This is a genomic window from Herminiimonas sp. CN (genome assembly GCF_000622895.1).
GTDB lineage: Bacteria > Pseudomonadota > Gammaproteobacteria > Burkholderiales > Burkholderiaceae_D > AVCC01.
The window spans coordinates 1-13,534 of sequence record NZ_AVCC01000083.1 but is presented as its reverse complement, the minus strand read 5'-3'; the positions used below and the strand labels follow the sequence as shown (position 1 = coordinate 13,534).

Annotated in this window: 16 protein-coding genes; 2 read left to right on the top strand and 14 right to left on the bottom strand. The window is 53.9% G+C overall.

Annotated features, from left to right (window positions below; genetic code table 11):
- The 12 genes from HMCN_RS0114670 to HMCN_RS0114615 all read right to left on the bottom strand — a co-directional run.
- Positions 1–884, bottom strand: an 884-nt coding sequence (locus HMCN_RS0114670; RefSeq protein ID WP_025918087.1) for a MucB/RseB C-terminal domain-containing protein, incomplete at its 3' end; no start/stop codon positions are given.
- A gap of 7 nt (positions 885–891) precedes the next feature.
- Positions 892–1,572, bottom strand: coding sequence for a sigma-E factor negative regulatory protein (locus tag HMCN_RS0114665; protein WP_162174151.1), 681 nt, complete (start codon positions 1,570–1,572; stop codon positions 892–894).
- Positions 1,573–1,633: 61 nt separating this feature from the next.
- Positions 1,634–2,236 carry an RNA polymerase sigma factor RpoE gene (gene rpoE / locus HMCN_RS0114660; RefSeq protein ID WP_025918085.1) on the bottom strand — a complete coding sequence of 201 codons (603 nt, stop codon included), beginning with the start codon at positions 2,234–2,236 and terminating at the stop codon, positions 1,634–1,636.
- 90 nt (positions 2,237–2,326) lie between these two features.
- Entirely contained in the window at positions 2,327–2,833 is a 507-nt protein-coding gene (locus HMCN_RS0114655; protein ID WP_025918084.1) for a protein YgfX, read from the bottom strand.
- Positions 2,834–2,882: 49 nt separating this feature from the next.
- Positions 2,883–4,124, bottom strand: a complete 1,242-nt coding sequence (gene fabF / locus HMCN_RS0114650; RefSeq protein WP_025918083.1) for a beta-ketoacyl-ACP synthase II — start codon at positions 4,122–4,124, stop codon at positions 2,883–2,885.
- 29 nt (positions 4,125–4,153) lie between these two features.
- Positions 4,154–4,396: an acyl carrier protein gene (acpP, locus tag HMCN_RS0114645; protein WP_011871492.1), complete on the bottom strand. Its 243-nt coding sequence runs from the start codon at positions 4,394–4,396 to the stop codon at positions 4,154–4,156.
- 126 nt (positions 4,397–4,522) lie between these two features.
- Complete coding sequence (gene fabG, locus HMCN_RS0114640; protein ID WP_025918082.1) at positions 4,523–5,278, bottom strand: 3-oxoacyl-ACP reductase FabG; 756 nt, start codon at positions 5,276–5,278, stop codon at positions 4,523–4,525.
- Positions 5,275–6,207 (bottom strand): ACP S-malonyltransferase, encoded by a 933-nt coding sequence (fabD, locus tag HMCN_RS0114635; protein ID WP_025918081.1) that lies wholly within the window; start codon positions 6,205–6,207, stop codon positions 5,275–5,277. The genes fabG and fabD overlap by 4 nt, the downstream gene beginning before the upstream one ends.
- 23 nt (positions 6,208–6,230) lie before the next feature.
- The gene (locus HMCN_RS0114630) at positions 6,231–7,217 is read right to left on the bottom strand and encodes a beta-ketoacyl-ACP synthase III (protein ID WP_025918080.1); all 987 of its coding nucleotides are present in this window, start codon (positions 7,215–7,217) and stop codon (positions 6,231–6,233) included.
- Positions 7,214–8,317 carry a phosphate acyltransferase PlsX gene (gene plsX / locus HMCN_RS0114625; RefSeq protein ID WP_025918079.1) on the bottom strand — a complete coding sequence of 368 codons (1,104 nt, stop codon included), beginning with the start codon at positions 8,315–8,317 and terminating at the stop codon, positions 7,214–7,216. Before plsX ends, HMCN_RS0114630 begins: the two co-directional genes overlap by 4 nt.
- Before the next feature lie 144 nt (positions 8,318–8,461).
- On the bottom strand, positions 8,462–8,644 hold the full coding sequence (gene rpmF, locus HMCN_RS0114620) for a 50S ribosomal protein L32 (RefSeq protein WP_008449924.1): 183 nt from the start codon (positions 8,642–8,644) through the stop codon (positions 8,462–8,464).
- Between the two features lie 94 nt (positions 8,645–8,738).
- A complete protein-coding gene (locus HMCN_RS0114615) occupies positions 8,739–9,233 on the bottom strand; it encodes a DUF177 domain-containing protein (RefSeq protein ID WP_025918078.1) in 495 nt (164 codons plus the stop codon).
- A gap of 106 nt (positions 9,234–9,339) precedes the next feature.
- On the opposite strand from HMCN_RS0114615, the gene HMCN_RS0114610 reads away from it, so the two are divergent.
- Positions 9,340–9,978, top strand: a complete 639-nt coding sequence (locus HMCN_RS0114610; RefSeq protein ID WP_025918077.1) for a Maf family nucleotide pyrophosphatase — start codon at positions 9,340–9,342, stop codon at positions 9,976–9,978.
- A 79-nt stretch (positions 9,979–10,057) separates the two neighbouring features.
- Positions 10,058–10,810, top strand: coding sequence for an SAM-dependent methyltransferase (locus HMCN_RS0114605; RefSeq protein WP_025918076.1), 753 nt, complete (start codon positions 10,058–10,060; stop codon positions 10,808–10,810).
- A gap of 64 nt (positions 10,811–10,874) precedes the next feature.
- Here the strand turns inward: HMCN_RS0114605 and HMCN_RS0114600 are convergent, their stop codons facing one another.
- Entirely contained in the window at positions 10,875–11,792 is a 918-nt protein-coding gene (locus HMCN_RS0114600) for a 23S rRNA (adenine(2030)-N(6))-methyltransferase RlmJ (RefSeq protein ID WP_025918075.1), read from the bottom strand.
- Positions 11,793–12,152: 360 nt separating this feature from the next.
- Entirely contained in the window at positions 12,153–13,451 is a 1,299-nt protein-coding gene (gene aceA / locus HMCN_RS0114590; RefSeq protein ID WP_025918074.1) for an isocitrate lyase, read from the bottom strand.
- Between the last annotated feature and the right edge of the window lie 83 nt (positions 13,452–13,534).

The window sequence follows — 13,534 nt, the reverse complement described above, 5'->3', positions numbered from 1 at the left end:
GTGCGGCTTTGCGCACTTGGTTCGATAAAGACCGAAATCGCAGCAAGTCCATCGGAGAACACCATTTGCGCAATCTCGCGCTGGGCTAGCGTCTGCTTATTGGGATTGTCGCCAGCAGAAGCCGAATTGTCCGAAACCAGGCGCTTCATCTCGCCAATCTTCTTGAATCCGGGCGGCACCCATTTGACTTCCCAGTCATGAATCCTGACGAGTTTCATGGCGGCATTCTCCAACCGCCAGCCCGAAACATTCCCGAAACTGGATTTAACGCGATTACGGTCGATTTTACCAATTTCAACCTGGGTAAAAAAGATCTGCTCGATCACTTCATTTTTCTGATCCAGGGTTTGTGCACGCAACAGCAGACCAGTTGATTTCTCGACACAAAGCCTATAGCTGTAACGCAAATCGTCCTTCGGTTCCAGCAGAATGGACTGGCAAGAAAAGCCCGCTACACGACCATCGGTGCCTTTCCTGAAATGGTAATACAGCGCGGCATCCTCTGAATTCGCCGAAAAAATTGCAGGAAAGACATCCTGCGTTACGCGTTTTTCAAGCAGAAGTGTTTTTTCTTCCGGAATGTAACAGGTGACTTCTTCATTACGGCGTATGTATTCGCGCAGATTGCCGTCGAGTATCTCGAGTTTTTCAAACTCATTTTTCCCCTCACGCAAATGCGTAATACGCGAAGTCCGCATTTGATTGGCCTGCTGATAGACGAATGTACCGGAATAATTATTTTTTTGTGCGGCGATCTGCATCTTCTTGAACACCGCCTGTTCATGAAGATTTTCGGACGGATTACTATTGCCTGCCCGCGCAGAAAATGCACAAAAAATAAAGAAAATGCCAACAAATTTCAACCCAACCAATACCGTCCGCATATATTAATTACTTTGCGCTGTCGGTTGTAAAGGACGCCGGACTTGCATACTGTGCATTGCTATAGCCAGAACGGGAAAAGCGTTGATGCGCAAAAAGATATTCATCCACATTGGTATCGCGCAGCATCACATCGGAAGATGCCATATCGGCTACGTTTGCAGTCCTGCTCTGCGTCATCGTCCCTGCTTTGAGATTGATATCGCCATTTTCAACCGTTCTTAGTGCAGGCGAGGACGACGATGCCATCTGGGAAACATCGCCCGCACGCCAGCCATTGAATGCGACCAGCAGCGGAGGTGCGGCAAAAAATGCAACTGCTGCGGCAGTTGCGGCAACGGCGACTCCCGGCCTGAAAAAATGCCTTGCAGTCCTGATGAGTCCCGACCCCGCTTGCGCTACGGACAACTCGGCGGAATCATTGGGGAGCTTTTTGGCACGGTCGCCTGCCTGCGCAGGAGCAAATACGACCGGCTCCGCATCCAGCAATGCCGCCATCCGTTTCTGTGCTTCGGGCCGCATTTCGTAGGCCAGATCCTGCGATCGCAATACATCGCCAATACGATGATAAACATCCCATGCCTCGCGTCGCTCGGGAACGCGCAGCGCCGCCAATACCGCACCGATCTCTTGATCTGCTAATTCAGCGTCGGCAAAAGCCGAAATGTGTTCTTGGGTCATTTTTTTCATATTCATAAATCACCTTGCCGCAGCTTGGTTAACCCCTTCAGCCAAAATGGTTGATTCCATTCTACCAACGCCTATCAATTGCCGTATCCAACAACGGCCTTAATTTTTCTGCTATCGCTTCCCGAGCACGAAATATTCTGCTCCGCACTGTACCAATCGGACAATCCATCAAGTCCGCAATTTCATCGTAACTCAAACCATCAATTTCACGCAGACTAATAGCTACACGCAGCTCCTCAGGAAGAGCTTCCATCGCCGAATTTACGGTCTGAGCAATTTGCTTGGTAGCCAGCATGGATTCCGGCGTATTGATATCTCTTAGGTGCTCTCCATCGTCAAAAGTTTCCGCTTCATCTACATCTGCATCGGTTGAGGTTGGCGCACGCCGCCCTTGCGTGACCAAATAATTCTTCGCCGTATTTATGCCAATTCGATACAACCATGTATAAAAAGCCGAGTCTCCACGAAATTGCGGCAAGGCGCGGTATGCCTTGATAAAAGCCTCCTGCACTACATCTTCTGCCTCTGCCTGATCACGGACGAGACGGGACACGAGCCGCATCAATTTCCGCTGGTACTTGGAAAACAGTAGCTCGAACGCCTTTTTGTCGCCATGCTGAACACGTTCGACAAGTCGTTTATCAATGTCGCGTTCTGTTGTCAATCCTCATTCCCTTGTATTTCGCAACATGCACGCGGCCTAAACAATTGACTACATGCAATGCATTAAGTTCAACTTGTGTGATTAAAAACCTCATAAAATTTGGTTATCGTTGCCCTTGATCCGCACCGCAATCCAGCGGCAAGCAACTGACAACGACCTGAACGACTGCAGTGAAACGCTATCCGGCAATATGGGTAAAACAAAAAGACGGCCGCTCTCAGAACGCAGTCGCAACAACAATAATCTCGGCCATAAAGTTGAATCATCCAGCAACTTCACTACAAACCAGCTGTCACTGTTGCTATCGGATACTTCCTGCGTCTCGCTGACCAATCCGTCCAACTCCAATATTCGTATCTGCCCGGCTGCGGATATTGCGATGAAATAAGATTTTTGCGAAAAGAAGAATAAGCTCCAGCATGAAATTGCCGTGACAAGATATGTCAGTGCGAGCAATAAGCCCCGCCGCCCGGAGGCAATGCCAAAATAATTACCAGCTAGCAGAACTGCAATCAGAATAACGCACAGACAAACTGCGGTCACCATGACCAGCAATAATCGGGAGGGACGCACAACGGCACTGACCGCTATGGACATGATTGGAGACAAAAAAATCCATCCTTGTGCAAAGGATGGACTGTACTAATTAAGCTTTTCCGAAAATGAGAGTGCCATTTGTGCCGCCAAAACCGAAATTGTTTTTGACCGCATACTGAATAGGCATGTCGCGTGCCGTATTCGCACAATAATCCAGATCACACTCCGGGTCCTGATTGAAGATATTGATGGTCGGCGGCGACACCTGGTTATACAAGGCCAACACAGTAAAGACCGATTCCAGGCCACCTGCACCACCCAGCAAATGACCGGTCATTGACTTGGTCGAATTAACGACCAGACTCTTGGCATGCTGGCCGAATGCAGCCTTGACCGCATCGTTTTCATTTTTATCGCCAAGCGGTGTTGATGTGCCATGTGCATTCAGGTACTGCACCTGATCGACATTAATACCCGCGTTTTGCAACGCATTCACCATGCTGCGACGCGGACCGTCCATATTCGGCGCGGTAATATGGTGGGCATCACCGCTCATGCCGAATCCGACCAGCTCCGCATATATCTTGGCGCCTCGAGCCTTCGCGTGCTCATACTCTTCGAGAACCATCACGCCAGCACCTTCGCCGAGCACAAATCCGTCACGATCAGCATCCCAAGGGCGGGAAGCTGTCTGCGGATCCTCATTACGCGAAGAAAGCGCACGCGCTGAAGCAAATCCACCCAGCCCGAGCGGCGATATGGTCGACTCGGCACCGCCGGCGATCATCACATCCGCATCGCCGTATTCAATCATGCGCCCGGCTGCGCCAATGCTGTGCAAGCCCGTTGTGCATGCGGAAACCATGGCAAGGTTGGGGCCTTTCAAGCCGTACTTGATCGACAAGTGCCCGGAAATCATATTGATGATCGATGCGGGCACAAAAAATGGCGAAATCCGGCGTGGGCCGCGGCTGACATATTCGGCATGCGTCTGCTCGATCATCGGCAAACCACCGATACCCGACCCCACAATGACCCCGATACGCTCCGCATTAGCCTCTGTAACAACCAGACCACTATCTTGTATTGCCTGGATTCCAGCAGCAACGCCAAAATGGATGAAAGCATCCATGTGCCGCGCTTCCTTGCCGGGAATGTAATCCTCGATATTGAAGCCTTTCACTTCCCCGGCGAAATGGGTAGAAAAAGATGTAGCGTCAAACTTGGTGATGGTCGCGATACCGGATTTACCCGCAAGCGCTGCACTCCACGCATCGGCAACCGTGTTGCCGATAGGCGAAACACAACCGAGACCAGTTACGACGACACGACGTTCACGTGAGCGGCTCAAACAGTTCTCCAGAAGTCAATCAAAGTAAATTAAGCAGCCTTGACGTGTGCCTTGGCGTAATCGATCGCCTGTTGCACAGTGGTGATTTTTTCGGCTTGTTCATCCGGAATTTCCATCTCGAACTCGTCTTCCAATGCCATGACGAGTTCAACGGTGTCGAGCGAGTCTGCGCCCAGGTCATCAACAAACGATGATTCGATCTTGATGTCAGCTTCAGCGACGCCCAGTTGCTCGGCGACGATTTTTTTTACGCGTTGTTCGATATCAGACATATATTGCCTCCAGTGTGTTGGTTACAGAAAGTGCGCGCATTTTATCAGGTTTGCGGCGCAAAAAATGAATTTCAGCTTCTTCGTTTAAATTTAACTTAAAAACAAATAACTTCAATCAGTTACAAATCATCCCATGTACATTCCGCCATTAACGTGCAACGTCGTACCGGTAATATAACTGGCCTGGGGCGAAGCAAGGAACAGTGCGGCGGCCGCGATATCTTCCGGCAAACCGAAACGATTCAGGGGTATCTGGCCTAACAAAGCGGCGATTTGCTGTTCATTCAATGATTTTGTCATGTCGGTATCGATGAAGCCCGGTGCAATGCAATTGACCGTGATATTGCGGCTGCCAATTTCTCGCGCCAGCGCACGGCTCATACCTGCCACGCCGGCTTTTGCCGCGGCATAATTCATTTGCCCCGGATTGCCGGTCGATCCGACCACCGAAGTAATATTGATAATGCGTCCGCTTTTCGCTTTCATCATGCCGCGCAGTACGGCACGGGAAAGACGCGCGACGGCCGTCAGATTGGTCGCAATCACAGCATCCCACTCCGCATCTTTCATGCGCAAAGCAAGCTGGTCCTGGGTAATGCCCGCATTATTGACCAGAATCGACAATCCATCGTAATGCTTCTGAATATGATCAATCAGAGCACCGCATCCCACAGCGTCGTTCACATCCAGCACCACGCCCTTGCCGAGACCGGTGCCAACGGCAGTCAGATACTCGGTGATTGCAGCAGACCCGGTTTCGGAAGTAGCTGTGCCGATAACGGTTGCACCCTGCTTGGCAAATTCGAGTGCAATCGCACGACCAATGCCGCGTGAAGCGCCAGTGACTAAAACCACTTGATTGTTAAAATTGTGCGTCGTCACTTCAATAACTCCAAAATTCTATCCAGCGACACCTGATCAACGATTGCTTCTGCCGTCAGGCCAGCATCGATACGTTTCGTCAATCCGGCCAGTACCTTGCCCGGCCCGCATTCGGCCACATGCGTAATACCCTCCGCCACCACCCTTTGTACGGTCTCGACCCAGCGGACCGGATTGGCAGCTTGCCGCACCAACGCATCCTTGATTCTGGCGGGATCGTTTTCGATTGCCACATCGACGTTATTGATTACCGCTATCTGCGGCGCAGCAAAAACCATGTCCGCCATGTAGGCACGCAAGCGGTCGGATGCCGGCTTCAATAAAGAAGAATGGAATGGCGCCGACACCGCCAGCGGCAAGGCGCGCTTCGCACCCTTGGCCTTGGCAGCCTCGCAGGCGCGGGCAATGGCATTTTTATGGCCGGCAATCACCACTTGCGCTGGCGCATTGAAATTTACCGCCTCCACAACCTCGCCTTGCGCTGAGGCTTCACAGACTTCCTGCACATCCGCGTCCGACAAGCCGAGAATCGCTGCCATGCCGCCTTGGCCAACAGGGACCGCTTCCTGCATTGCCTGTGCTCGAAAACGCACCAAACGCACTGCATCATGAAACGGGATCACGCCTGCAGCTACCAGGGCCGAATACTCGCCAAGACTATGCCCCGCGACAAGTGACGGCACAGCACCACCGGCTGCAATCCACGCCCGATAAAACGCTACTGCAGCAGCCAACATTACCGGCTGTGTATTCGTCGTCAGATCAAGATCCTCTTTCGGGCCGTCCCCGATCAACCTGGCAAGATCAAACTGCAACGCCTCTGATGCTTCAGCGATGGTTTGCCGCACGACCTGATTGTCCGCAAAGCCATTTAACATCCCGATGCTTTGAGAACCCTGCCCCGGAAATACGAATGCAAATTTATTCATGCTTGTTATTAATAATAGATTAATTACATCCGTGCCAGGATCGCACCCCAGGTAAAGCCACCGCCTACGCCTTCCATCATCACGGTTTGCCCGGGTTTAATGCGTCCATCGCGCACGCCGACATCGAGTGCCAGCGGAATGGAGGCCGCAGAAGTATTGCCATGCTCGTCCACCGTGACAATCACTTTGTCCATTGGCAAACCGAGTTTCTTGGCAGCCCCCCGCATGATACGGATATTTGCCTGATGCGGCACCAGCCAATCAACTTGCGATGCGTTCAACTCAGCCTTCTCAAGCACCTCATGCGCAACTTGGTCCAATACCTTCACCGCCAGCTTGAATACGGCCTGACCATCCATCGACAAAAAAGCACTTCCTTCCAGGACGCCACCGCTCACATTGCCGGAAACATAGAGAATTTCGGAATGACGTCCATCCGCATGCAATTTAGTGGCCAGAATTCCTGGCTGCTGCGAAGCTGACAGGATAGCGGCGCCGGCACCGTCGCCAAACAATACGCAAGTGCCGCGGTCATTGAAATCGAGAATGCGTGAAAATACTTCAGCGCCGATTACCAGTACGTTTTTATGCGCACCAGACTTGATGAAACTGTCGGCAATCGAAACGGCATAAATGAATCCGCTGCACACCGCTTGCACATCCACTGCAGCGCATTCATTGGTAATGCCAAGCTTGCGCTGCACTACGGTCGCGGTGCTGGGGAAACCACCAAGATGATCCGGGGTTGACGTAGCGAGAATAATCAGATCGATATCATTGGCGAGCAGGCCAGCCATCTGCAGCGCATTTTTTGCGGCTTCGACAGCCAAGTCGCTGGATCGGGTGCCCGGGTCGGCATAGTAGCGGGCAGAAATCCCGCTGCGCGAAACAATCCATTCATCCGAAGTTTCGATCCCTTTTTCGGCCAATTGCCTGGCGAGATCCTGATTCGTTACGCGATTTGCAGGCAGGCAGCTACCTGTTCCGATAATTTTGCTATAGAGAGTCATGCCGTTTTAGGTTCATTATTACTTGCTGGATTCGCCGATGCAATCGCATCCTGAGCTGGCAAAATTGCACTGTCTGTAGTTGGCATCAAGTCTTCGATTGTCTTTGAAATCCGCGACAAAACATCATACTTGGCTGCCCCATAGGCACGTCTGATGGCCCATTCGAATGAATAGGCATCGGCCCCGCCATGGCTCTTGAATACCAGACCGCGCAACCCCAATAAACTGGCACCATTGTAGCGGGAAGGATTCATCCGGGCGGAAAAAGATTTAATCGCCTTCCGCGCCAGCAACGCTCCCAGCATGCTCAGGAAATTGCTCTTGAATTCTGCCGTCAAACCCGACTTGACCAGACGCCCCATGCCTTCGGCCGCCTTCAAGGTCACATTGCCGACGAAGCCGTCGCAAACGACAATATCGGTCGTGCCTTCAAAGATGTCATTGCCTTCGACGTTGCCATAGAAGTTCAATACGCCTCTGGCGCTGTCTGCTCGCAATAATTCGCCGGTCTGCTTGACGACATCATTCCCCTTGATTGTCTCTTCACCCACATTCAGCAAGCCGATTGTCGGCCTCGGTTTCCCTTCAATCGCCGACACCAGCGCCGCGCCCATGATAGCGAACTGGTGCAGATGCTGCGGCTTGCAGTCCACATTCGCGCCAAGGTCAAGCATGTAAGTCGGGCCGTTTTTCTGATTTGGAAGTATGCCGCAAATGGCTGGACGCTCAATGCCTGCAATGGTTTTGAGCACGTAGCGCGACACCGCCATGAGCGCACCGGTGTTACCTGCCGATACGCAGGCCTGCACCCCGCCATCCTTGACCAGGCCGATTGCCACCCGCATGGAGGAATCCTTCTTGCGGCGCAGGGCAACCTCCACCGGGTCGTCCATTGTGACGACTTCGGATGCATGCCGCACTGACAGCCGCGGATGAGCTGCAATCTTATGTTTTTTCAACTCAGCCAGAATTGCATCCTCCAGCCCGACCAGAACCAATTCGGCATCGGGTTCGCGCTCAAGAAATGCAATCGCAGCCGGTACGGTAACTGACGGGCCATGATCGCCGCCCATGCAGTCAATAGAAATTTTAATTGTCATCGTTTTGATTCAGTGCCTTACACAAGCCACGCATTATGGGGCAGAACCGGTGCGGGCCAAAATGGCCGAATCGTTAATTTTAGGCATAAAAAAACGGCGCCAAGTCAAAAACTCGTCACGCCGCTCTTGATCCGGAACCGCGATTTACTCGTCGTTCTTTGTCTTCAGCACTTTACGGCCGCGATAGAATCCATTTGGGCTGATATGGTGACGCAGATGGGTTTCGCCAGTGGTTGGCTCGATGCCCAATTGCGGCGCGACCAGAAAATCGTGCGAACGGTGCATGCCGCGCTTGGACGGGGATTTCTTATTTTGCTGAACAGCCATGATAACTCCTAATACTCAAGTTCTAAAATAGTAAACATATTCAGCTTGCAAACCCACAGGCAAACCAAATCCTTGCTGAAAATTAATTTCGAGACTAGCTCAACCGCTTCAATACGTCAAATGGAGAACTTTTCTTTACCCCATTCAAGGCATCCAGAGCCGCTACGTCAGGACACACTTCATGCTTGGCAGAAAGAGGCATTGCCAGCAATGCTTCGTCCTCAATCAGCGCCACCAAATCCAGCGCTTTCGATCCGACGATAACGTCGATTGTATCGTCGTCTTGCATCGCTTCAATTTCATCCGCGTGCGCATCGTCTTTGGCAAGAATCAGAATCGATTCGGATGCAATATCAAATGTGCATGGAGTCAAGCAGCGCTGACACAGTAACGAAACCGACCCGGATACGGATAGCGTCAGTTGCGAAAAACCCAAACCGCTGGTGCCGCCCTCGATCATCCAGGACAGAACCGCCGATTTATCAGCACATTCGCCCGCAAGCCGTGCCGAATCCGCGACAGCAATCTCGCCTTGTCGGCGTTCCTTATGCCGGCAAAATTCAAAAGCGTCTATTACAAAAGCATTCATAGGCAAAGCTGAACCCGGAAAACCTGCGATAATAACAGGGATTCAGATTGTTCGTCAAAGTGTTAGCGCACTTTTATCGACGCATATTCATCTCCGATAGCCAACCATGCCATCCATTTCGATTCACACTCTGCCGCCACGGCTAATTCTGGCTTCGGGCTCGCGTTACAGGCAGGAACTGCTGGGCCGCCTGCAGCTGCCATTCGAAGTTTTGATCCCCGATATCGACGAAACTCCGCTTGCCAGGGAAACGCCGGCCATGACCGCGCTGCGCTTGGCACGGGCAAAGGCGCAGGCGATCGCGGCATTGGCGCCGGAGGCACTGGTAATAGGCTCGGACCAAGTTGCCACACTCGACGGTCTGCAGATCGGCAAGCCGGGCAACCATGCAAACGCATTGCGGCAATTGCAAACCATGCGTGGCCGGCAGGTAATTTTCCATACGGCCTTATGTCTGTGGGATAGCCGCCAGAGCGCACCCGAAAAGCAGGTCCAAGTCGAAAACATCCAGACTTTCGTCACCTTCCGCGACCTGCCGGACCATGAATTGAGCGCTTACTTGCATCTCGAGCGACCTTACGACTGCGCCGGCAGCGCCAAAAACGAAGGCCTGGGGATTACCGTCATTGAAAAAATCGAAAGCACCGATCCCACCGCCCTGACTGGCCTGCCGCTAATCGCGCTGACCACGATGTTGCGCCGCGCCGGCGTGCCGTTTTATGCTTCCGCATTGATACAACACTGAGTATGGCGTTTTATAATGACTTTCCCGCATATAAATTATGCGCATGTAAAAAATACCCACAATATCATCTATAAACACCATGCCAGGCATTCTGTATCTGATTCCCAATACGCTCGGCCAGGCCGACGGCGCAGCAGGCGATCCGCTGTCGCATATCATCCCGCAGCAAGTGCAGGCCGTCAGCGCCGCTCTCGATTATTTCGTAGCGGAAAATGCCAAATCGACGCGCGCCTTCCTGAAACTGCTGTCTGTCGCACATCCGCTGGCAAAGCCTTTGCAGGAAATCAGCATCGCCGAATTGAATGTCAATACGCCGGCTGCCGCCCTGCCGGCGCTGCTGGCGCCGATTCTGGCCGGCCGGGATGCCGGCCTGATTTCCGAAGCCGGGGTACCGGCGGTGGCCGACCCGGGCGCCAATCTGGTGCGCCTGGCGCATCAGCACGGAATTGTGGTGCGGCCGCTGGTCGGCCCGTCATCGCTGCTGCTGGCGGTCATGGCCAGCGGCCTGAACGGCCAGAGCTTTGCCTTTAACGGCTATTTGCCGACCGATGCCGGATTGCGCGTCAAGCGCATCAAGGCGCTCGAGGAGCGCTCGCGCCTGGAACAGCAAACCCAGCTGTTCATTGAAACGCCGTACCGCAACGGCGCAATGCTGGAAGCGCTGGCGGCAACCTGCCTGCCGGAAACCCTGATCTGCATCGCGACCGACCTGACCTTGCCGAGCGAGTCGGTTCGCACCCAGAGCGCCGGCAAGTGGCGGCGCGCCCTCGGCGCCGGCGAAATGCCGCTGTTCCACAAGAAACCGACGGTATTTCTCTTATTGGCGCAGTAGCGCGCGGCGGGCGGCCGCCGATTGCGCATAGCCAAAACCGCCTTGATCGCATTGCCGGCCGCAATCAGACCCGGCGCGTACCGGTAAACTTCGCCAGCGGCGCGCCCGACTCCAGCGTGAATCCGGCCGCAGCATCGGTGCCCAGCGCGCTGACCAGATACGGCATCAATTCCTTGAGCATCGGTTCCAGCGTCCACGGCGGATTGAGCACGAACATGCCGCTGCTGTGCAGGCCGAAGCCGTCCGGCGACGGCGCGCAGACCGACAGCGTGACATTCAGCCAACTGCTGGACGGCAAGCGCTTCAACTGCTCCGGCAATTGGCGCGATTCCATCCGGTTCAGCACCGGGTACCAGACCGCATAGGTGCCGGTGGCGAAACGCACCAGCGCATCGGTCAAGGTGTCCTTGACGCGGCGATAGTCGCCCTTGTCCTCGTAAGGCGGATCGATCAGCACCAGGCCGCGCCGCGACGGCGGCGGCAGCAGAGCGCGCAGGCCGGCAAAGCCGTCGGCGCGCTGGATCATCACGCGCGTGCCGCGCACGGTCTGGCGCACGCCCTGCTCGGCCGCATGCGCGTCGAGCTTGCGGAAGTTGTCGGCCAGAATCTTGCTATCGCTCGGATGCAGCTCGAACAGGCGCAGCCGGTCCTGCTCGCGCATGGTCTTGTCGGCCACATACGGGGAACCGGGGTAATAACGCATCTTGCCGCTGGGGTTCAGCTGCTTGACCAGCTTGACGTATTCGGCCAGCGGCGCCGGCATGTCCTTGCGCTCCCACAGGCGGCTGATGCCGCTTTCGAATTCGGCATTCTTGGCCGCGTAAGCGCTATCGAGCGCATACAGGCCGGCGCCCGAGTGGGTGTCGATGTACATGTACGGCGTGTCTTTCTGACCGAGATACTGCAATAGCTGCATGGTCACGACATGCTTCAGCACATCAGCGTGATTACCCGCATGAAAGGCGTGGCGATAACTCAACATAAAGGGAATTCAATCGTGGTAAGTGAGGGCTGCACATGAAAAATCGGCGCAGCAACAATGCCGCCATTCTAACAAGTCTGCACTGCAGACATGCCGTGGATTAGATTGCCACCCCGACAAACGCTTTGCAGCAGCCTGGATGAACATCCGAAAAAATCATTAACAGGGAGTATTGCAAAAAATATGCAATTTCCCGCACATATTGATTGCGCAAAATAAATATACTGGAAATCAGTATAAACATGCTTACATTCCGTCAGAAAGCGCGATAAAAAAAGCCGCCAGAGTTGCCCCTGGCGGCTCTTTTAGCGCAACCCCGGGAAAATCCTCCCGGCGCGGCATCAGTGCGGTACAGGCTGCTTATGCAACTTTCTTGGCATCGAAGAATTGTTCGTCTTCAGTCGAGCCGTGCAGCGCAGTAGTGGAGGACTGACCTTGCTGAATCACCTGGGTCACTGCATCAAAGTAACCAGTGCCGACTTCGCGCTGATGCTTGACTGCGGTAAAGCCTTTTTCAGCAGCAGCGAATTCCAGCTCCTGCAACTCGACGAAAGCCGACATCTGGTTGCGGGCATAGCCGTGCGCCAGGTTGAACATGCCGTAGTTCAGCGCGTGGAAGCCGGCCAGGGTGATGAACTGGAACTTGTAGCCCATGCGGCCGAGTTCTTTCTGGAATTTGGCGATGGTGGCATCGTCCAGGTTCTTTTTCCAGTTGAACGATGGCGAGCAATTGTAGGACAACAGCTTGCCCGGGAACCTGGCATGGATTGCATCGGCGAATGCCTTGGCGAATTCCAGGTCAGGCTTGCCGGTTTCGCACCAGATCATGTCCGCGTATTCGGCGTAAGCCAGGCCGCGCGAGATTGCCTGTTGCAAACCTGGTTTGGTCTTGTAGAAGCCTTCCACCGTGCGTTCGCCGGTGCAGAATGGCTTGTCGTTGTCGTCCACGTCGGAAGTCAGCAAATCCGCCGCTTCCGCGTCGGTGCGGGCCAGCAATACGGTTGGGGTGCCCATCACGTCGGCCGCCAGACGCGCCGCGTTCAGCTTTTCCACCGCTTCGCGGGTAGGAACCAGCACCTTGCCGCCCATGTGGCCGCATTTCTTGACCGAAGCCAGTTGATCTTCGAAGTGCACGCCGGATGCGCCCGCTTCGATCATCGCCTTCATCAGTTCGAATGCGTTCAGCACGCCGCCGAAACCGGCTTCTGCATCGGCCACGATCGGTGCGAAGAAATCGGTGTCGCCCTTGCCTTCGGACCATTGAATCTGGTCGGCGCGGGTCAATGTATTGTTAATGCGCTTGACCACCAGCGGTACCGAGTTGGCCGGGTACAGCGATTGGTCAGGATACATTTCGCCAGCGACGTTGGCGTCGCCCGCAACTTGCCAGCCGGACAAATAGATTGCTTTCAAGCCGGCCTTGACCTGTTGCATTGCCTGGTTGCCGGTCAAGGCGCCGAGCGCGTTGATGAACGGTTCGTTGTTGACCAGATTCCACAGCTTGATGGAGCCGTTCTTGGCCAAAGTATGCTCAACCTGGATCGAACCGCGCAGACGGATTACGTCTTGCGCTGTGTAGTTGCGCTTGACGCCCTTCCAGCGCGGGTTGGTATCCCAATCCTTTTGCAGTTCTGCCACTTGCTGTTCACGTGTCGACATTGCATTCTCCTATTGGCGAAAAAATGGAAAAATACAAATGAAACCGGAATCCATAAAAAATAAATACATAAGGCCGTTTTTTT